A 19,686-nucleotide genomic window follows, 5' to 3' on the forward strand; every position below is an offset into this window, starting at 1 on the left:
ATTAGTTAATCGATCCTTAAAATCCATTCTACAAAAACGGAAATTAAAATAAAACCATAATGCTCTAATAAAGTTAAAATTGAGAAAAACGAATAATATCAGCGAAATAATGCAAGTGTTTTTAAAATCAGCTATTCTAAATTTAAATACCTTAGGAGAAGCGGCATGCCATCAAAAAAAGGAATCTATCTTTTTACTCTAATTGGCTTACTGCTTGGATTCGCACTTGATGGGTTAATTCGCCATGAAATTACTAAGCTATTTGATTACACCTTAATCAGTCTTTTTGCTCTTTTATATGGATTGGCTTATAACGAAAAAAATTGTTTTCGCTTAGTCGCAAGCAGTTTCATTATCGCGCTGTTCCTGTCTTTACCCTTGCTTCCTATAGAAGCTCGTTATACTTCCTTACCTCTTGAACATTGGATTACATTTCTGGGCGCTTTCCCGTTATTTGTCTATGTGGGGCACTCATTTCACTATGCATTCCATCATGATAATACCTGGCGTATCAGTTATAACAGCTTATTTGCTGCGGTATGGAATACTATTCTTTTGCTTTTTGTTGCTTCTTTATTTTCTGCCTTAGCCAATGTACTTATCCTGTTAGGCTCTTTTATTTTCAAAACTGTAGGTAATGATTTTTTATGGAATTTATACTCCAATAATTTCCATTTTCAATTGATTTCCCATGTTACTTTATTTTTTATAGGATTAGGGGTTGGTCAGCAAAACATCAAAATTATCTATAGCTTGCGCTTTTTACTATTACGCATGATGTACTATTTATTTCCTTTCTTAGCATTGATTAGTATTGTGTATTTTATACTTTATCTAAGCCATCTTCTCAGTGGGGGTGAAGAATACGTCAATCCCCTGATTATTTTAATCCCATTAGCTGCATTAGGAATTATATTCTTTAATGCATACTTTCAAGACGGGAGTGTGGAATCAGGAGCTCCATCCTGGCTTAAGCTATTACTCCGTTTTTATCGCGTGATTTTATTCCTTTTGGTTTTAATGATGACTTATAAAATTTTCCAATCTTATTCTGTAGACGTTAATGTCGTCATTTGTATCATCACGGGGATTTTATACAGCCTGACTTATGCAATCACAGCCTGGTTCCCTGAAAATATGGAGCAAAAATGGGTGCGCATAGGCAATATTAGTTCTGCATTATATTATATAATTATTCTTTTTTTATTCAATCTGCCTTATATGCCAATAATATTTCAGGTAGGAGCCAATAATAGTTAGGGGGAAAGCCCCCTTTTCTTTTTACTCTATATCTGGGGTAGGCCTAATATTTCCAAATCGTGAATTTTCCTCAACCACCTGATTGACAAACGTATTTCCGTAACCAATCCAGCAACCTTTTTTAATGGTCGTTCCTGGACCAATAGTGGTCGCCATACCTATGAAAACATTGTCTTCAATAATTACCGGCGCAAGAAAGAGTAAACTACCAACATCAGAGTGACAACTTATTGACACTCCACTCGCAAGAGTGACATTTTTTCCTATAGTGATTAATGGGCAATCAACTAAATCTATGTCAAAAGAATTTACAATTTGAAAGGAAACTTTAGCCCCTAATGCACGCCAATAAAAAAACTTAATCACATTGAATGTTTGCAACAAAGGGGTTAAACCTACTACTTTAGCAGAACGAGCAAGTGCAAAATGACAAAACCAGGCAATAGTCATCTGATTCATTTCACGTTTGTATCGGCCCGGTTTCAAGCGGGGCAAACACAGCCTAATTACTGCGATAATCACGATAAAAGAAGCAAATAAAACAAAAGGAGCGACCAGAAGAACGAACCAAGTGTATGCATAGCCATGATAAATAAATAAACCCGTTACGCTAAAAGCAACAACACTAGGCATCAAACTAAATAAGATGGATACCAGGTCAATCATAAGAAGCATAGAAGTAGTTAATTCAGTTTTTCCCGGAGTTTTTTTTGACTTGGTTTTATTCTTCTCAGTCATAACATGATGTTCCTTTTTTTATAATAGCTTGGCGTAGGCGAAATCATAACAAATTTTCCAAGTGATCCGGAGACATTGAAATTCATTTTTCCGTAATTACTTGCTGAGAAATAAGCTTTGGTTTGGTCTGCGCGTGACTATCCGCTAATAATTCATCTTTTGGCACTTGGAATAAAACTATAGGCAGTACTTCTTTGGTACTCACGCCGTGGGCATAAGGTTCACTAATTTGCATTAAACGTTCGTGCATCTGTACCAATATGGAATCAGATATTTGAGTTGTATCGTCTGTAACAAAAACAATCCTATTCCCCAAACTATTCCGGGCAAAATACCAGTGAGGCGCTACATCAAAAGAAATCTCGCACAACATTTCCTGCAACTCTTGGCCAGAAACAGAACAACTTTCCAATTTAAGCATTTGCGTTTTATAACAAAATTCAAGCTTTGGTGCTTTATTTAAAAAATCGATACATTTCACTACATCTTTTAGCTGGTAACGGACAAATCCCATAGCTGTAGTTAAAAAAACTTCATAATTTTTGCCTTGCTCTAATTCCCAAGATTGTAACAGGTTTTCTTTTTTAATCGGCTTTCCTTCTTCAATAAACTCAGCAATATGTGCGCCAGGATGCAAAATACCCCCAATCTGATTGTCAATTGGGACAGTAAGCCAGCCTTCTGTAGCGGAAAAAGTGCCATCAACCATCTCAATCCCAGGTCCTAATAACTTGTGTAATTGTCGTGCAGGATATTCACAAAGACTTGAAATCCAACATCCAACAACAGTCAATGACGGCCAAAACTCTTTGAATGTGCTTGGATCTTGGTGTGTCAATTGACGCAAATAACGCTGACGTTTCTTTGTAACCTGAAGCGGCGGCAAAAAGTCGGGAACGACTTTTTCACCTAATAAAAAAGGTAAAAAATACTTAAAATTTGTAAGACAACGCTCAAATAAAGCATCAATAACCATGGGGGTCACGGCAAATATTGCACTCAGATCAGATGCTAAAGCATACAAAGCAGACCATTGCATATAGACTTCCGAAGTATCGAATACTTCATTAGGCATTGCATAAAAACGTTTAATAAAAGAAGGCAAATTACGGTAATTAAAATTGCTAATCCAGCCTGAAGGAATGCCGCCTGGTGACGTTCTATGAGAATCTACTGCAGCCAAATACAGTATCTTTTCTCGAAACAATCCATGAAAACGCTGAGTCAATGTATAAATATAAGGAGGCATGGTGCGCTGAAACTGTCTCTGAAAAGATTGAGTAATTGGAAAAAATTTTCGAACACCGGCTGTTCCTGAAGTTTCTGACCAAAAAAGCAGTTTTTCTCCATTAAAAGGCTGTATAAGACTGTATTGTGCTGCCAAAAGATCTTTTTCATAATCTTCATAGGTTGTAATTGGAAAATCATCCAGATTTGACGTTTGGAGATTTTGTAATAAAGGAGGCCAATAAGCAGATTTTTTTAATAAAGGTACAATCTCTTGATTCCACAGCCTGTCACGGGAACGATCGGGGTATTTGGTATCTTCAATAAAAGCCTGATATTTTTTTCGGGTAATTGCTGCAATTAATCTTCTTTTCCAATTCATTCCCATAGCCAAAATGAATACGATACGAAATGATAACCGCAAAAACTAAAGTTGGCCATCGGGTATTTTAATTGGAATCATAGAGAGCATTTTATTTTGCTCATAAAACAGAACTAAATGCTCTGCCATAGACTCTTGCAACTTAGGCTCAATGTTTACACGCCCATTTAATTTATTAAGAATGAATTGAATTGCCAAATTAAGCCAGTCCAAACCCAGTGATTCTCTAGCCATTAATTCCTGATTATGATACCAAAAATGCACACAACAACTTGCTGCAAAAATCCAGCAATAGTGCTCCGCCAAACGAAAAGCAGTAAGGCTGCGTGGGTCAAATTGCTTTTTCTCTTGTAAAGCAAGGATTTGTCTATCCAAGCGCTTTAACTCCCTTCGAATCGCTTTGATTAATGTATTGATTTTTTTCGATTCCAGCACAGATAAACCCGCCAAAATATCGTCCTCAGTAGGGGTGAAAAGACCTAATCGCTCCAGAGATAACTCTGGACAAATACTATTGAGGTTAAAAATCCCCTCCAATTTTTGTAACTGACTCGGAGGACAATCTCCTCTCATTCTCACTTGGGGCACTAAATTACCAGCAATCACCGATAAATTGACCTGACTACTCCCATCAAATAAACCCACCACTTGGATATCACGTCTGATTTTTTGAAGCATAGCCCACTCTGTTGTACGTAAATAAGCACGTGCACCCATTACTGTGCTGCATTCTTCAACGATTCCTTCCGTTATTTTGGGAATGAGAAATTTAACAATAGCAGACCAAAAAGATAATTTTTCAGGGATCACCGATGCAGCACGAGCAACTGCTATGGCAGTACAATCTGCAATAAGCAACTGGGTAAACTGCTCGCCCAAGCGCTGTTTTACCACGGGAATTTCATACGCGGTTTTCCCATACAAGTGTCTTTGTAAACTAAAAGAAAGCGTTAGTCGCAAGGCAGTATCTGCTGCACCCACAGAAAAGGAAGCACATAAAGTACGTGAAACCTGTAAGGTTTTATAAATGATTTCCAAACCACGTTTTTCGCCCCCAATCAACGCATCATGAGGCAACAAAACTTTGTCTAAAGAAAAGCCGCTTATGTCCAATCCCCTGACCCCATGCGTAGGGAGTTTTGGTGTTGGCATAAAACCTGATTGAATTGCCGATTTATCGAGAAAAAAAACAGAAAAACCTAAAGGGCCCCCTCGCTCATGAGTACGGCAAAGAAGAGTGACACTTTGCCCCTGAGTAGCAAAATTAATGCACCACTTTCTCCCAGATAGCTCCCATCCATTCTTGCAAGGTTGAGCGGCTACCTCATTCGCCATGATATCAGAACCATGCTCTTCTTCGGTTAAAGCACATGCGGTAATTTCACCTCGACGTAACGACTCTACCAAATCTTTTTTCTGACGTTCATTTCCTGCTATCCAAAGAGGTAAGGAACCCAAAAATGACAAACCCAAAGCAATACCAGTAGTTAAATCACGTCTACATAGTGATTTTGCTAAAAAAAACGCGACATCAAGCGAAACAAAACGCCCGCTAAGGTGTTGAGGGATTAGGTATTCCATAAATCCCCACTGCTGAATGAATCTGATTTGCGGCCAGGCAAGCTCTTCTTGCTCATCATAGTGCAAGACTTCTTGAAAATTTATGGGGTAACTATCCTGTTTTGCAGGATTTCCCAAATAAGCTTCGAATGAATTAATTAATTGCAGCAAATCATGGTAAGAAGACATAATGATCCTTACTAACTGTAGCGTTCCTCCTTCCGAAGGGAAGAGGTACTTATCAGAATGAAAGAAACTTGCGTTTTTCCCTCCCCCTAACACTCACTGCCATTAAGTTAAGTGGATGTTTCTTCGCCTGCGTTCCGCGACTTGTTCGCGGAATCCATAAATTTGACTCTGTAGCTGGATCCCGCGAACAAGTCGCCGGACGTAGACGAACTAATTTTTCTATACAATAGAATGTCGCGCAATCGCCACATCATCCATTTTGCGATCTAAATACGCCAAATATTGAGCCAATCTTCCCCGTATTTGTTGAGGAACAATAATTTCATCGATTAAACCAGACCTATATGCCTCCACTAAAGAAGGATCAAGATTGTGCGCATCATTCACTTGATGTTTCATCTCAACAGATACTTGTCCATCAGTACTTTGAATTTTTTTCGTAGTCTCTTTGCCCATCACGCCAAGTGTTGCAGTCTCTAAAGCCAAAACCAAATCTCCTTGTTGAGACGCAGTTTGCATCAGTAGAAATGCTGCAGCGCCATAACATTTCCGAACAATCACACTCATCCTGGGTACGCGAGTCTGCATCGCAGCACATAGCCTTGCTCCATGCTGCAATAATCCTTTTTGCTCTTCGCGTTTTCCAGGCATAAATCCAGGAACGTCAATTAAAGTAAGCACTGGAATACGGTATGCATCACATATCCGAATAAATTTAGCTGATTTTTGCGCCGCATCTGAATCAATGGCTCCACTAAAACGAATACTCTGATTTGCCACAATGCCCACCGCATATCCATGAATGCGTACAAAAGCACAAATGATAGCCTGGCCATAGGCGCTTTTGTATTGCCATACTTCAGAGTTATCTACAAGTGCTTGAATTAATTCGAGCATATTAAATGGCACTCTCGGGTCCGTCGGTATATTGGGCAAGCGATGCAAAGGCTCCTGAGCGGAGCGTACAGGAGGACATTCCCCGCTATGTGAAGGAAAAAAGTTGAGCATCGTTTTAACATGATTGATTTGCGCGCTGATGCTGTCATCAACAAAATCAGCAATGCCAGTAGTACTCGCGTGCATCGCTGCCCCCCCTAATTCACTCATACTGACTTTTTCACCAATTGCTTGTTGCACTACCATAGGGCTGGTTACCATCAGATAACTACGGTGCTTGTTAAAAAAAAGTAAATCCATCAATACTGCAGAATAAGCAGGTGCACCAAGAGTTGGGGCCACAAGCACCGCAAATTGCGGAACCATACCGGATAAGTTGATATTACGTGCGATAATTTGCGTGTACTCATCACCACTTAATAAATTTTCTTCCAAAGAAATACCGGGAGACGCTAAAAAAGCGATAATAGGAATCCGTAAATCTTTGGCTCTATCCATGAGGCGCACAATTTTTTTTGCGCCCTGGCTGGTAATGTACCCTCGGTTCACGGAATTATTATGGGCATATACTGCTACAGGCCTTTGATTCACTTGAGCTAAACCCGTAATCACTTCAGCCCCAAATTGCAAATGAGACTGATTATTTATGGCATAATCTGTAAGTAATGGAAGAAAACTGTGTTCATCAATAAGATTTTCTATCCATTTCATCGTGGTTTTATCAACAGACGATGAAGACATATTGACACTCAACTTTTAATTAAAATTTATATAAAATATACACTTCGTCATTACTGGGGTCAATTTTCCTAAAAAATCAGCTATAATTTAGGCTCATTGAATTCATAGTGTAATCGAAATAAAAGCAAACGAAAAAACAATTTAAAGGTAATGTATGGAAATTTTGCATCCCCACATCCGTTTTGATATTACAGCTGCATCTCGTGTTCTTCCTGATTCTCCACCAGTTACTAATCTGGAAATTTTACAAAACTTTCCACGAACTTCAGGTCACACTTTATCCTTTTTAGAAAAATTTGCTGAAAAAATTGGTGAAGAATTTGGTTTTTATTCCCGTTATTGGTGCCATAAACCTTGGGAATCTTTAGATAAGTCTAGAGAGTTGACTGCTGAATCTTTAGCTACTGAAGCATTACAAAAACTGTTAGCGGATTATGACTCAAAAAAAATACACGCTCTTTTATTGGGCTCTACTACCAATAAACGATTTACAGGCTCACAAGCTGCAGCGGTTCTTGGAAATTTAGGAATAGATGCTCCAGCTTATGATTTAAAAACTGGCTGCTCGACCTCCTTATCCACACTTCATCTTGCCTATGCCTTAATGGCCCTGGGTTACACTAATGTGATAGTCAGTTGTGCCGAAACTTTATCCAAAGTAATCGATCCGGAAAATGAAAAAACATGGATAGGATTAGCCGATGGGGCAGCAGCCTTGCTGATGGAAAAAAAGGAAACCGGTGCATTCGCTGTTGAAAAAACCTTTTTTTCTACAGAGGGAAAATACGTTGAAGCCTTTACCACTCAGGGTGTTTTCCCCCCTACCAAAGAGCAAATCGACACTATAGGCTATCATTTGATTGGTGATGAATCCCTAATGAAAGAACTGGCCTATGCTAAGTACAAGCACATGCTGGATCATTTATTACCTACTGAAGAAGATAGAAAAAACATCACCTGGATTATTCCTCATCAAGTGAATCGCAAATTAATTACTCAACTCCTCCAAGAGTACCAAATGAGTCACAAGGCAATCATTTGGGATTCAGATACGATTGGAAATGTTGGTGGTGCTTCTGTTCTTTATTCTTTGGCAAGAGCAGTCGAAGAAAAGATTTTTGATAGGCCTGGAAAAATACTTATGATGAGCGTTGGAGGCGGTCTCTCTTATGCAGGCCAAGTCTTGCAATTCCATAGGGATGTTTAATGAGTAAAGAGATTTTCAATTGCCTATCCCTAATGGATGCTGTTCGCTACAGGGCCCTACATACGCCAGAAAAAGTAAGTTGTACTTTTATCAATAGAAATCTAGAAGAAAAAATGACTTATGCTGAATTGGATGAACGGGCCAGAGCCATTGCAGCGCAATTACGCGTGCAAGGAGCAAAGCCTGGAGATAGGATCTTATTATTATTTTCTCCCGGACTTGCCCTAATCCAAGCTTTTTTCGGCTGTCTTTATGCAGGTTGCATTGCTGTACCTATTTATCCTCCAGCCCAAGCCAAATTATTAGATAAAGCACATCGCATTATTCGCAATGCAAAACCTGTATTTGTGATTATGACTGCTGATCATCTAACTAAATTTGCGACCCTGGATCACAAAGGAAAACCGTATTTAGATAAAGTTCCATGCTTAGCCATAGACAGCATGGAACTGCAAATAAGTGCTTTTTGGCAGCCGCCCTCTATTCACGAACATCAGATTGCTTTTCTTCAGTACACGTCGGGATCCACGATGCATCCGAAAGGGGTCATCATCACTCATAGAAATTTACTGGACAATATCCAAAAGATATTCGCTGCGTTTGAATTAAATGAAGAAACCATATCTTTCAGCTGGCTCCCGCCCCATCATGATATGGGATTAATAGGCTATATTTTGACTCCTATTTATGCAGGCATACCTACCTATCTGATGTCCCCTTTTTCTTTTTTACAAAATCCTCTTTCCTGGTTACAAAACATTAGCAAATATCGAGCAACCATAAGCGGCAGTCCCAATTTCGCTTACGATTATTGTGTGAAACGGATCAAGGAAGAAAAAAAACAAGGATTGGATTTAAGCTGCTGGCGAATTGCATCGAATGGTGCGGAGCCTATCAGAAAAGAAACATTAGATCATTTTTATCAAGCATTTAAAAATTATGGATTTCGCAAAGAAGCCTTTTATCCTTGCTATGGTTTGGCTGAGGCTACTTTATTAGTGACAGGTACCATTCCAGACACACCCTATCGGACGCTCTCCTTAACTAAAGAACAATATCAGGATCATCGAGTCCATTTTGCTCAAGAAGAAAACTCACAGAGTCACAGTTTAGTCAGTTGTGGTCGATTTATTCAAAGAGTGAAAATTGTGGATCCAGAAACACGGGCGCTTTGTGATAATGACCAGATTGGTGAAATTTGGGTACACAGTGACAGTGTAGCCCAGGGGTACTGGCAACAAGATGAAGAAACACGCCATGCATTTCATGGTAAAATTTCTAATGATCCAAGCAACCAATTGTATTTAAGAACTGGAGACTTGGGGTTTGTACATGAAGAGGAATTATATGTGACGGGCCGCATTAAAGATTTGATTATTCTTTATGGAAAAAACCATTATCCACATGACATAGAATATTCCATTCTCCATTCCCCAATCCATGAGTCCCTGGGTAAATGCGCTGCTTTTGTCATTCAAACAGGTCATGAATATGAACTCACTGTTCTGTGTGAGATAAAAAACCGTTTCATGTCACCTGACGAGCAAGATACTTTATTCAATACCATCTTTGAACTGGTTTATCAGACCCATCAACTCGAGATTCATCATATTATTTTTATCCCGCTTAAAGTCATGCCGCATACAACCAGCGGCAAAATTCGTCGAAATTTCTGTCGGAAACATATATTGGATAATACACTGCCTGTAATAGCTACGTGGCGGTTAAATAAGGTTGAGGGTTAAGACCATGCTATTTTTAGCTCAAGATTCGCCAAACAAAATTGCATTAAGTGTGGAAAATCAGCTTTTAAGTTTTGCTGAATTAGAAACAGCAGTCTACAAAATGTCGTTGCAATTCAAAAAACTGCCCAAAGGGCTGCTGGTTTTATATGCAACAGCACAACCTCTATTTGTGATTCAATTATTAGCCGCGTTCAACATAGGCAAACCTGTCGTCATCCTGACACACCAAGAATCAGAACAGGGAAAACGAGCTATTTTAAGTACAAACATGACCGTTGATGCTCAAGGCGAACTCCTGGAAATTCAAGAAAATAAGAAGATGAAACATCATCCTGAACTCGCTTTAGTACTCTTTACTTCCGGAAGCACAGGCCAAATGAAAGCGGTGCAGCTTTCTCTAAAAAATATCACTTCCAATTGTCAGGCTGTCATTAATGCGCTTGAATTTTCTAGAGTTGTCGATCAATTATTATTTTTACCTTTATCGTACTCTTTTGGTCTGCTTGGGCAATTACTCCCCGGGTTAATCGCTGGGATAAAAACACAACTCATCACGCAATTTACGGACATTAAAACAGTGTTTGAAAATCATCCTATCCCGCAAATGTGGAGCGGAGTCCCTTCTCATTGGGTCGCGATTCATAAAATGGCAACACTTTTTCCAGAAGCTGCAACAAAAATAAAAGCGATTGTCTCTGCTGGAGCTCCTTTGAGCATTATATTGCGTGACAGTTTAATGCACACTTTTCCTCAGGCAATAATTTATAACAATTACGGCCTAACAGAAGCCTCTCCGCGTGTCCTGACTTATTCCAGCAAAGATCCATTATTCCTTGAAGATTTTGCCGGTTACCCAGTGGGTGATTGGCAGATACGCTTATCAGAGAACAATGAGTTGCTCATTAAAGGCAGTCAACTCATGTTGGGCTATCTGGGTGAAGAAAAACAAAGCCGGATGCAGGATGGTTGGTTTTTTACGGGAGATTTGGCAGAGCAATTACCTTCGGGTTTGGTAGTAATTAAAGGACGATTGGATCACATCGTTAATATTGGTGGTGAAAAGATTAATTTAATTGATATAGAGCATAAAATTTGCCAAATTAAAGGAATTAAAGAAGTAATTGTCATCCCGGTACCTGATGAATTGTATGGTATCCGTTTACGGGTATGCCTGGAACGGGACAGTTTCAGTACCGCCACCACAGAACACATGCTTTGTGATCAGTTAAAACACCATCTTTTACCGAGAAAACTTCCAATTACAGTACAATTATTGGATAAGTTGCCACGTAACCAACATGGAAAACTTGATAGAAAAATACTGCTTTTAAGCCAAAAGGAACAAAACCATGCTCACTGAACGAATCCGCAATATATTAGCAAAAATTGGACTTCCCTATCCTTCTCAAGATATATCCGCTTCACTGGAACAAGGAGGTCTAGACAGCTTAATGTTAGCCTTACTTATCATTGAGCTAGAGCGAGAATTCAAAATTAAGATCCCTGTTATGCCTTTAGTAAAAGAACATTATGAATCGCTAAACAGTATTGAAAAACACTTAATTGAGCTGGGGGCACAATGAACATTTTGATTACTGGAGGCTCATCGGATATCGCTCAAGCCATAACCAAGCGACGACTCCAATTAGGTGACACGATTATCATTACCAGTTCCAGCAAGGAAAGTCTAAATAAAACATTGGAACATTATAAACAACAAGAAATGCAGGTTAGTGGTTTGGTATATAATTTTTCCAATCCGGAAGCCAGTAAGGAGGAACTACAAAATCTACTGCAGCAACCTTTAGATGGTGTCATCCTTAACGCATTTACACGAGTGAGCCAACTACGCAAATTACACGCCTTATCCTATCCTGCATTACGCACTTACATCGATGATAATTTACATGGCAATATCTGGTTAATTCATCACCTATTACCGGCTTTATTAGCCAATAAATTTGGGCGATTGATTCTGATTTCGAGCCTTTCGGCAATTACAGGAACCAGTCGTTATGGCGCTTATTGTGCAACCAAAGCAGCACTCGAAGGCTTATTTTTAAATCTTGCCGTGGATTACAGTGCCAACAATATTTTATCTAATGTAGTACGTGTTGGTTTGATTAAAACCTCAAGAACCGAGCAATTCTGGAAAAAGCCTGCATATCAAGAAAAAATGGCACAAATTATTCCTCAAGGCATGATGGGAGAAGCGGCACAAATCGCAGAGGCCATGGATCCCTTATTATCCAGAACCTCATTTATGACAGGCTCTGTCATTACTGTAAGTGGAGGTTTACCACTCATGCGTTCTGAAGGAATATTATCATCATGAATTTGTTGCGTGCCGAAAAAAACATCTACATCAAAGGTCCTTTTACTGCATTACCTGAGCGGGTTGTGAGTAATCAAGAAGTGCTCAATTGGATGAATAGCACACAAAGTCCAACACTGGTCAGCTTCTCGACAGGAATTAGAAACAGACGCTGGGTCAATGAAGATCAGGCATGTAGTGATTTGGCTGTACTTGCAGCAGAAAAACTATTTGCAGCAAAGCCGGCAGAAAAAAATAAAATCAACCAAATTATTTTGGCAACTATATCAGGAGACTACCTTGCACCACCAACCAGCCCACTAGTACAGCATCGACTTGGATTGCAAAATACAGGAGCTTTTGATATTGGAGCAGCGTGTGCCGGTTTTGTAGTGGGTTTGCATACAAGTTCTGCCATCACTCAAGCAAGTATGGGTTCCATCTTATTAATTGCCAGCGAAGTTCGCTCAAAGTTTTTAAATAAAAATAATTTCGCTACCAGTGTTCTCTTTGGCGATGGAGCAGCAGCTTGTGTTGTGTCTACCAATAAAGAAAATGCAGAATTTCGTTTTATTGCCTCCGCTTTGTTTGCCGATGGCGAAGTCAGCGATACGGTGTCTACCCCTGCAGGGGGTTCACGACTGCCTGCAGCACATTGCCAAAACCCCGAACTGTTTTATATCACGATTAAAGAAAATACCGCTCTATTTGTCAAAGCAGTACATGGTATGGTTGATGGTGCAGAAGAATTTCTCAAGGCATTAAACCTTACTACTGCAGATATCCAATGGCTGGTCCCGCATCAAGGAAATAAAAATTTAGTTTTATCTGTTGCAAAACAATTAGGTTTTCCTGAAGAACGTATCGTTAAAACCGTAGAAGAGACCGGCAATACTTCCGGTTCAAGCGTAGGGATTGCTCTGGATTTTCTGCGCAAACATACCTGCATCAAATCAAACGATAAGGTGTTATTAGTTGCGGCCGGTGGAGGTGGTATTGCCGCTTGTGCCCTTTTAGAAGTGATCTGATATAGTTCGTATTGTAGCCTGGGGCTACTATTTTAAAAACTTAGCTTTGAACTAAACCAAAACTCGGCCAGGGGTGTTCCTTTATAGTGTGCTAAATGAAAATTGAAAAATTCTTTTGCTGCCTTTTTTTTATTGCTGTGTAATAAACAAAGCAAATAAGTCTGTGCAATGATTTCTAACTGTGCATCACTGCCACCAATTTCAGTGTACCTGGAGATACAAGAACCCATCAAATCACAGGCTGATTGAAAATCATTATTAACAAAAGCATGAATCCCTTTGCTCAAAGGTAAGATAACGGAACGCCACAGCGATTGATTATATCCCATCGCCAGGGTTTGAGCATAAGTTTCGATTGATGCCAGGGCTCTCTGAACTGCGTCCTCTTGACCTAAACGAGTAAGGCAATATACATAATGGACTGTGTTAAAACCGGTATAATGAGTAAAAGGGTTTTCATCAAGATAACGTCCAAGGACATTAAATTGCTCTAATTGCGGAAATCCAGCCATATCCAAACGCCATAACAATGAGATGGCATCTATTTGTTCGGTAATAATTTCTGGAGATGTGCCAAAAATAACAGGATATAAATCCATTACCTTATCATCGTGTCGTAATGCAAGATAAAACAAAGCTAAATGCCAACTGTTATGTCCACGAAGAAGTGTTGATATATTCTCCCAACTCCCTCGGAACGTTTCTAAAGTGGCTATCCCTTTTGCACTATTGTTTGTGTTGAGATAGATATGAGCCAGAGTATGATGTGCCCAAGGTGTAAGTGGTTCGATGGTCAAAGCCTGTTCTGCCAAACGTTGCGCGTCTAATAGATGACCAGATAATTCCGCCGCAAAAGAATGCATGGCTAAAAAATGAGATTCATCCTGATTATGTGCTGCAATCCGTTCACAAAACTTCAAATAGTTATGACTATTGTAGGCTTGTCCCGAACAATAAAATAACCATTCAGCAAACTTTGCTGCTAAAGTATCACGTGGATATAAACCCGTTAAAGCGTCTAAAATAGTTAAAGCAGTTTCGTATTCCAAATTCATCCAAGCTTTAACTGCGTGATAAGTTAATTTTTCCCTTAAATTAACCGAATTCAATAATTTTTCAGCCTGCAACAAATGTTTTTTTGCTAAAGCAGTGGCTGGATCAGTCTGGCCATAAAGATAAAGTGCAGCAGTATAAACTTGGAGGAGCAAATTATCAGGATTTATTTTGACTGCTTCGAGAATATTATGAGGCTCCTTGCCAGCCCCTAAAACTTGTTGATGAAAATAGTTAATGCTATCTATTACTTGCAACGACTGAGTCGTTACGGATAAGCCGCGATGTGTTTCCATATTTTTCCTGACGAAGATCGCCTTCCTTCTTTTATTATATATCTCTTTAAAAAAATAAAGCCAAATGAAGCAACGCGGAAAAATGGTATTCTGGTTGTTTGCATATTGATTTCATATTTATAAAACAGCAGAATAAATGAAAATCTTTTAAACTCAATTCCTGAAACCCTAAATGAAGCCTAGGCGGTAAGCGTAGCCGTACCTCGGGTTAGCAATTCATCATCAGAGAAAATAAAATTGTCCAAATCCATATGAACAGAAATACAAATATCAAAAACAGTTACGCCTGAGTAAACTCAAATAAATCTTTATAAGTATGAAAATTCATTGCATCCTCTTCAGTCACCGTTAAATTATATTCTTCGCTAAGAATAGCCAGTAACTCAACGATTTTTAAGGAATCTAAATGCAAGTCTTCTATTAACGCCGTATCATTATGAATTTCTTCTTCTTTCATGCCTGATAATTTGGATATAATATTTTTTAATTCTGTCTCAGTAATTTTCATAAACAATACCTCTTAATGATCTTTTGAGGCCAGATAATACCATGAAGCGAAAGAACCCAAGCCCAAAATAAGTAAGATTATAGCTAAAGAGAATTGGCCATACCATTCGCCTAGAGCGATAATCCCACTAGACAACGCGGCACTTAAGTCTTGCATGCTTGCATATAAGGCCCCTACTGTTCCGGCCATGTGAGGAAATGGATGAAAAGCTCCAGCAAATGCATTGATAAAAGTAAGCCCCACTCCCATGCTAAACAACGACATAGGGATCATGATGGAGAATACGTTCTGCAATCCTATAATCGACAAAAACAGCATGGTAACACCACCTATTACCATAAAGACAATCCCTATAAATACCATGTAGGATACACCTTTTCTCATCACCATCTGACTGTTAATTATTCCGCTCACACAAATTGCCCCGGCAATAAAAATGGTTAATTGGCCAAACTCTATAGGACTAAGCCCTAATGTATCTTGAAAAAGAAAGGGAGCAATTGCGAGATAACCAATTATCCCTGCAGAAGCAAGACAGGCACACAATGCATAGCCTAAAAACACTTTAGATTGTAGCAAGGTTAAATAATTATCGCGCATTACTCTAAATTGAGTTGCATGAGGATTAAGATTTTTATTGGTTTCAGGAAGAGTGCATAATGCCAGGATCCATATTGCGATACCAAATACAAGTAAAAATAAAAAATTGATACGCCATCCAAAATGCTCCTGGATATATCCTCCTAGGACAGGAGATGCCACCATAATAAAAACACTCACAATCCCTACATAAGAACCTATCTTAGATAAAATTCTGTCAGTAAAAAGATCGCGGACTAGAGATCGGCCTACTGAACCACAACACCCAATACCAAATCCCTGAATAAAACGGCCAATGATCAAGACTAAAACTGAAGGAGCAAGAAAGCAGCATAAACTGCCTAAGATACTTAGGCCAACACCAAACATAAGAGGTGGTTTACGGCCAATTTTATCCGATAAAGGACCATAAAATACATGGGAAATACTCAAACCCAGCATAAAAAGAGATAATGTTAATTGAATAGATGCTTCATTACTGTGGAACTCTTTCACAATGGCAGGTAATGAAGGAATATACTGATCAGTAGTCATCTGCATCAGTACCATGAGCATTAAAATAACAAAAATCAGCAAGGGTTGTAACGAAACCTGTTGTACATCATTTTCTTTGTGCATCAAAAAAACCTTTTTAACTTCTGGATTAATGACTTACCCCAAACTGAGTCCATGGTGCAATCACACCATGCTGAGTCCCAAAATAATCAAACAACAAATAAAACCAATAAACCAAATCGTGGATCTTAAGGAAGCCATATCCATTAAATAAAAATAGCTATAAATAACTCGAGAAACGATAAAAATAATCGCCAAAATTTGAATTGTTATTCCGATATGATGAGTTGCTATGGCGGTTAATGTCGCAGTCGCAAATACAAGCAAAGCTTCAAAGCTGTTTTGATGGGCTGCAACTGCTCGCGCCCCCATTCCTTGTAATCTTGCCTGTTGAGCTCTTGGGTAATGATTATCATAATTCCCTTCTTTTTGCATAAAATTAGCTACAACAACCTTGAGAAGATAAGGGAATAATATCGCAATGAATAAACAAATAATTAAAGTGGTCATAGGCATTTTCCTGCTAGTAATGGCTCACATTTTCTATAAAAAATCATCGTAGCCTCTGTGGCAACGAAGTAAAACCCTGGTTAAAAAAAATTTAAATTAGACTCTGCATACAGACCCCTAAGGGTAAATTAGTACGTATAATCATCAAAAACGAAACCATAATAGCGAGAATATTAACCCAGTACAATGACTCATACCTCCCCTCCTCAATAAGGAAAATAGTACTTTCTACCAATTAATTTCTTCTGTTATGATGAATTTATCGAGTTGTAGTCATTTAAAGGATTGTATTATGGTGCAAGATGAGTCAAAAAAAAAATCGAAAGGGCATATTGTTTTATCATCACATCCATCCGGGCATACTGCTGCACCGTTAAAAATAAAATGGGGCGCAGAAAACCCTAAAGAACGCGGCCCGGTAATAGCCTCTCTTACGAATATAAAAAATCGCAATGTAGTCGGTACACACTCTGGCTCATACTCAGTTTATCGAGCACTAGCAGTTGCTGCCGGAGTGTTGGATTCAGAGCACGTACCGGACCTTACCGATACTACGCCGCCTGTAGCCATTGGCCCACATCCTCAATGGAACGATGCCCAGAAAATCATCTCCATCGATCCCTGGGGACATCTTGTTGCAGGTGTTTTTTCGGAAGAAATTCAAGCAGGCTATGATATTCGCCCTACAATTGCAGTTACCAAAGCACATATTAATATTCCTGAATTGCATACGGCCATCCAAAGAGGCCGCCTCAAACCCGATGGAAAAATATTAAAAGAATCAGGTGATGTCGCAGTCACCAAAGTCGCTGTGGAGCCAGTCTGGTATTTACCTGGAATTGCTGAACGTTTTGGAATTTCAGAATCACTGTTACGTCGTACCTTATTTGAACAAACAGCTGGGATGTTCCCCGAATTAGTAACACGTTCTGACTTCGATGTTTTTTTACCCCCTATAGGTGGATTAACCGCCTATTTTTTTGGTGACGTAACGACAATCCATGATCCAAAAATTGAGCTTACCTGTCGTATTCATGATGAATGCAATGGTTCTGATGTATTCGGCTCCGATATTTGTACCTGTCGCCCCTATTTAGTACATGGGATTGAATTGTCTATTGAATCTGCCCAGAAAGGTGGCGCGGGTTTGATTGTTTATAATCGAAAAGAAGGAAGAGCTTTGGGTGAAGTGACCAAATTTTTGGTCTATAACGCCCGCAAAAGACAGAAAGGTGGAGATACTGCTGCTAAATATTTTGAAAGAACTGAGTGTGTCGCAGGAGTCCAAGACATGCGCTTCCAGGAACTCATGTCGGATATTTTACATTGGCTTGGCATTACCCAAATTCATCGTTTTGTTTCCATGTCCAACATGAAATATGACGCATTACTCAAATCTGGAATTCATGTTGTAGAACGAGTAAGCATTCCCGATGAGCTCATTCCCCTTGATGCTCAAGTAGAAATGAATGCCAAACGTGCGGCAGGCTATTATTCACCTAATCGCATCGTTGATATTAATGAATTAGCAAAAACCAAAGGACGTGATCTTAATGAGTAATGAACAAGAAATTGCCCGCGTATTAACCACGTTAAGAGATCCGCGCACGATACGCGTACGCTCCCATGCTATTCTAGAACGAGTCAAGCAAGACCAATCAGCATACTTTTTCTTAGATCCAGAAAAAATGACCGCTACAGCTTCATTTGTTATTGAGGTCATTCAGGATAATTATCCAAATCTTGATATTCCCTATCACAGTCGTTGGCGTCATTTTGAAGTGGGGAATATTAATCGAATAAAAAAAATGCGGGAAGAATTGGGCATCATATCTGCAGATGAATGGGGTAAAATTCTTTACGAGCTGGTTATTATCAGCGTATTCCTAGACGCAGGCGCTGGCCAATACTGGCGCTATACAGAGGCTGAAACAGGAGTCGAATATTCGCGCTCCGAAGGTCTCGCACTAGCAAGCCTTTCTCTTTATCTAAAAGGAATGTTTAGTGCTCATCCATCTCAACCATTGAGAGTAGATGCAGAGCGCTTATTGTCCTTTAATGAAGCCGACCTACACGATGCTTTTCAAGTCACTGCTCAAAATCCTTTAGAGGGCGTTTCCGGACGAGTTGCATTGCTGAATCGACTCGGTGCATTAATACAACAGGACGCACAACATTTTGAAAAAGAAAGCCGCTTAGGTAACTTTTATACTTACATTAGTTCTTTAGCAACAAATGACATACTTACAGCGTCTCAGATTTTTCATGAAGTGCTCGATACATTTAATGAAATATGGCCGACAAGACTGCTATTTCATGGAATCCCACTTGGAGATGTGTGGCAATATAATGCGTTCAAATCAAATGAATCGGGATCGGAATACATTCCATTTCATAAATTATCCCAATGGTTAACTTATTCTTTGATTGAACCCCTAGAACAAGCGGGAGTTACAGTGACCTACCTGGAAGAACTAACGGGTTTGCCAGAATATCGAAATGGTGGTTTACTCATCGATTGCGGGTTGCTGCAAATTAAAAATAAGAACATTCTGGGAGAGTCACTCCCACCAGATGCAGAAGCAATTGTAGAATGGCGTGCATTAACCATTGCACTATTAGATGAATTAGCCACATTAATCAGAAAAAAACTGCAAAAAAATACCAAAGAACTTCCTTTGGCTAAAATTTTGCAAGGAGGTACCTGGGAAGCAGGACGACGAATTGCCAAACAAAAACGTTCCCAGGGTATTCCACCGATACAGATTATTAGTGATGGCACAGTTTTTTAAATTAAAACGTGTAGCCTGGGTGAAGGCCGGTTTTTTTCATCACGGATTTCCCGGGTTCCGCTTCGCTTCGCCCTGGCTACATTT

Annotated in this window: 17 protein-coding genes; 9 read left to right on the top strand and 8 right to left on the bottom strand. The window is 39.3% G+C overall.

Going from position 1 to position 19,686, the window contains the following annotated elements:
• Positions 1–165 precede the first annotated feature (165 nt).
• Positions 166–1,260, top strand: a complete 1,095-nt coding sequence (locus FOLKNPGA_RS13775; RefSeq protein ID WP_182350439.1) for a hypothetical protein — start codon at positions 166–168, stop codon at positions 1,258–1,260.
• Positions 1,261–1,281: 21 nt separating this feature from the next.
• Here the strand turns inward: FOLKNPGA_RS13775 and FOLKNPGA_RS13780 are convergent, their stop codons facing one another.
• The 4 genes from FOLKNPGA_RS13780 to FOLKNPGA_RS13795 form a co-directional block, all read right to left on the bottom strand.
• Positions 1,282–1,998 (bottom strand): DapH/DapD/GlmU-related protein, encoded by a 717-nt coding sequence (locus FOLKNPGA_RS13780; RefSeq protein ID WP_182350440.1) that lies wholly within the window; start codon positions 1,996–1,998, stop codon positions 1,282–1,284.
• Between the two features lie 82 nt (positions 1,999–2,080).
• Positions 2,081–3,607: a GH3 auxin-responsive promoter family protein gene (locus FOLKNPGA_RS13785; protein WP_182350441.1), complete on the bottom strand. Its 1,527-nt coding sequence runs from the start codon at positions 3,605–3,607 to the stop codon at positions 2,081–2,083.
• Between the two features lie 45 nt (positions 3,608–3,652).
• Positions 3,653–5,356, bottom strand: coding sequence for an acyl-CoA dehydrogenase (locus FOLKNPGA_RS13790; protein ID WP_182350442.1), 1,704 nt, complete (start codon positions 5,354–5,356; stop codon positions 3,653–3,655).
• A gap of 219 nt (positions 5,357–5,575) precedes the next feature.
• Positions 5,576–6,994, bottom strand: coding sequence for an acyl-CoA carboxylase subunit beta (locus FOLKNPGA_RS13795; RefSeq protein WP_182350443.1), 1,419 nt, complete (start codon positions 6,992–6,994; stop codon positions 5,576–5,578).
• Positions 6,995–7,148: 154 nt separating this feature from the next.
• Between FOLKNPGA_RS13795 and FOLKNPGA_RS13800 the strand changes: the two genes are divergently transcribed.
• Genes FOLKNPGA_RS13800 through FOLKNPGA_RS13825 form a run of 6 tightly spaced genes read left to right on the top strand, consistent with a single transcriptional unit; the run spans position 7,149 to position 13,288 of the window.
• Positions 7,149–8,201: a 3-oxoacyl-ACP synthase III family protein gene (locus FOLKNPGA_RS13800; protein WP_182350444.1), complete on the top strand. Its 1,053-nt coding sequence runs from the start codon at positions 7,149–7,151 to the stop codon at positions 8,199–8,201.
• The gene (locus FOLKNPGA_RS13805) at positions 8,201–9,946 is read left to right on the top strand and encodes a fatty acyl-AMP ligase (protein WP_182350445.1); all 1,746 of its coding nucleotides are present in this window, start codon (positions 8,201–8,203) and stop codon (positions 9,944–9,946) included. The genes FOLKNPGA_RS13800 and FOLKNPGA_RS13805 overlap by 1 nt, the downstream gene beginning before the upstream one ends.
• A gap of 4 nt (positions 9,947–9,950) precedes the next feature.
• Positions 9,951–11,306 (top strand): class I adenylate-forming enzyme family protein, encoded by a 1,356-nt coding sequence (locus FOLKNPGA_RS13810; RefSeq protein WP_182350446.1) that lies wholly within the window; start codon positions 9,951–9,953, stop codon positions 11,304–11,306.
• Entirely contained in the window at positions 11,296–11,529 is a 234-nt protein-coding gene (locus tag FOLKNPGA_RS13815) for an acyl carrier protein (protein WP_182350447.1), read from the top strand. The genes FOLKNPGA_RS13810 and FOLKNPGA_RS13815 overlap by 11 nt, the downstream gene beginning before the upstream one ends.
• Positions 11,526–12,281: an SDR family NAD(P)-dependent oxidoreductase gene (locus FOLKNPGA_RS13820; protein WP_182350448.1), complete on the top strand. Its 756-nt coding sequence runs from the start codon at positions 11,526–11,528 to the stop codon at positions 12,279–12,281. Before FOLKNPGA_RS13815 ends, FOLKNPGA_RS13820 begins: the two co-directional genes overlap by 4 nt.
• On the top strand, positions 12,278–13,288 hold the full coding sequence (locus FOLKNPGA_RS13825; RefSeq protein ID WP_182350449.1) for a 3-oxoacyl-ACP synthase III family protein: 1,011 nt from the start codon (positions 12,278–12,280) through the stop codon (positions 13,286–13,288). The genes FOLKNPGA_RS13820 and FOLKNPGA_RS13825 overlap by 4 nt, the downstream gene beginning before the upstream one ends.
• A gap of 32 nt (positions 13,289–13,320) precedes the next feature.
• On the opposite strand, the gene FOLKNPGA_RS13830 is transcribed toward FOLKNPGA_RS13825, so the two are convergent.
• The 4 genes from FOLKNPGA_RS13830 to FOLKNPGA_RS13845 form a co-directional block, all read right to left on the bottom strand.
• Entirely contained in the window at positions 13,321–14,637 is a 1,317-nt protein-coding gene (locus FOLKNPGA_RS13830) for a tetratricopeptide repeat protein (protein WP_182350450.1), read from the bottom strand.
• Between the two features lie 280 nt (positions 14,638–14,917).
• A complete protein-coding gene (locus FOLKNPGA_RS13835; protein WP_182350451.1) occupies positions 14,918–15,145 on the bottom strand; it encodes an acyl carrier protein in 228 nt (75 codons plus the stop codon).
• A 12-nt stretch (positions 15,146–15,157) separates the two neighbouring features.
• Positions 15,158–16,363: a multidrug effflux MFS transporter gene (locus FOLKNPGA_RS13840; RefSeq protein ID WP_182350452.1), complete on the bottom strand. Its 1,206-nt coding sequence runs from the start codon at positions 16,361–16,363 to the stop codon at positions 15,158–15,160.
• Positions 16,364–16,423: 60 nt separating this feature from the next.
• Positions 16,424–16,810: an MAPEG family protein gene (locus tag FOLKNPGA_RS13845; RefSeq protein ID WP_182350453.1), complete on the bottom strand. Its 387-nt coding sequence runs from the start codon at positions 16,808–16,810 to the stop codon at positions 16,424–16,426.
• A 292-nt stretch (positions 16,811–17,102) separates the two neighbouring features.
• Here FOLKNPGA_RS13845 and FOLKNPGA_RS13850 point away from each other — a divergent pair, with 292 nt between their 5' ends.
• Positions 17,103–18,371 carry a GTP cyclohydrolase II gene (locus FOLKNPGA_RS13850; protein WP_182350454.1) on the top strand — a complete coding sequence of 423 codons (1,269 nt, stop codon included), beginning with the start codon at positions 17,103–17,105 and terminating at the stop codon, positions 18,369–18,371.
• A complete protein-coding gene (locus FOLKNPGA_RS13855; RefSeq protein WP_182350455.1) occupies positions 18,364–19,602 on the top strand; it encodes a URC4/urg3 family protein in 1,239 nt (412 codons plus the stop codon). Before FOLKNPGA_RS13850 ends, FOLKNPGA_RS13855 begins: the two co-directional genes overlap by 8 nt.
• Positions 19,603–19,686 lie beyond the last annotated feature (84 nt).

Origin of the sequence: Legionella sp. PC1000, assembly GCF_014109805.1 — a bacterium.
Classification (GTDB): Bacteria; Pseudomonadota; Gammaproteobacteria; order Legionellales; family Legionellaceae; genus Legionella; species Legionella resiliens.

Excerpts from the sequence above, each read along its gene's own strand:
- FOLKNPGA_RS13775 (WP_182350439.1), top strand. The coding sequence starts at position 166 with ATGCCATCAAAAAAAGGAATCTATCTTTTTACTCTAATTGGCTTACTG.
- FOLKNPGA_RS13780 (WP_182350440.1), bottom strand. The coding sequence starts at position 1,998 with ATGACTGAGAAGAATAAAACCAAGTCAAAAAAAACTCCGGGAAAAACT.
- FOLKNPGA_RS13785 (WP_182350441.1), bottom strand. The coding sequence starts at position 3,607 with ATGAATTGGAAAAGAAGATTAATTGCAGCAATTACCCGAAAAAAATAT.
- FOLKNPGA_RS13790 (WP_182350442.1), bottom strand. The coding sequence starts at position 5,356 with ATGTCTTCTTACCATGATTTGCTGCAATTAATTAATTCATTCGAAGCT.
- FOLKNPGA_RS13795 (WP_182350443.1), bottom strand. The coding sequence starts at position 6,994 with ATGTCTTCATCGTCTGTTGATAAAACCACGATGAAATGGATAGAAAAT.
- FOLKNPGA_RS13800 (WP_182350444.1), top strand. The coding sequence starts at position 7,149 with ATGGAAATTTTGCATCCCCACATCCGTTTTGATATTACAGCTGCATCT.
- FOLKNPGA_RS13805 (WP_182350445.1), top strand. The coding sequence starts at position 8,201 with ATGAGTAAAGAGATTTTCAATTGCCTATCCCTAATGGATGCTGTTCGC.
- FOLKNPGA_RS13810 (WP_182350446.1), top strand. The coding sequence starts at position 9,951 with ATGCTATTTTTAGCTCAAGATTCGCCAAACAAAATTGCATTAAGTGTG.
- FOLKNPGA_RS13815 (WP_182350447.1), top strand. The coding sequence starts at position 11,296 with ATGCTCACTGAACGAATCCGCAATATATTAGCAAAAATTGGACTTCCC.
- FOLKNPGA_RS13820 (WP_182350448.1), top strand. The coding sequence starts at position 11,526 with ATGAACATTTTGATTACTGGAGGCTCATCGGATATCGCTCAAGCCATA.
- FOLKNPGA_RS13825 (WP_182350449.1), top strand. The coding sequence starts at position 12,278 with ATGAATTTGTTGCGTGCCGAAAAAAACATCTACATCAAAGGTCCTTTT.
- FOLKNPGA_RS13830 (WP_182350450.1), bottom strand. The coding sequence starts at position 14,637 with ATGGAAACACATCGCGGCTTATCCGTAACGACTCAGTCGTTGCAAGTA.
- FOLKNPGA_RS13835 (WP_182350451.1), bottom strand. The coding sequence starts at position 15,145 with ATGAAAATTACTGAGACAGAATTAAAAAATATTATATCCAAATTATCA.
- FOLKNPGA_RS13840 (WP_182350452.1), bottom strand. The coding sequence starts at position 16,363 with ATGCACAAAGAAAATGATGTACAACAGGTTTCGTTACAACCCTTGCTG.
- FOLKNPGA_RS13845 (WP_182350453.1), bottom strand. The coding sequence starts at position 16,810 with ATGACCACTTTAATTATTTGTTTATTCATTGCGATATTATTCCCTTAT.
- FOLKNPGA_RS13850 (WP_182350454.1), top strand. The coding sequence starts at position 17,103 with ATGGTGCAAGATGAGTCAAAAAAAAAATCGAAAGGGCATATTGTTTTA.
- FOLKNPGA_RS13855 (WP_182350455.1), top strand. The coding sequence starts at position 18,364 with ATGAGTAATGAACAAGAAATTGCCCGCGTATTAACCACGTTAAGAGAT.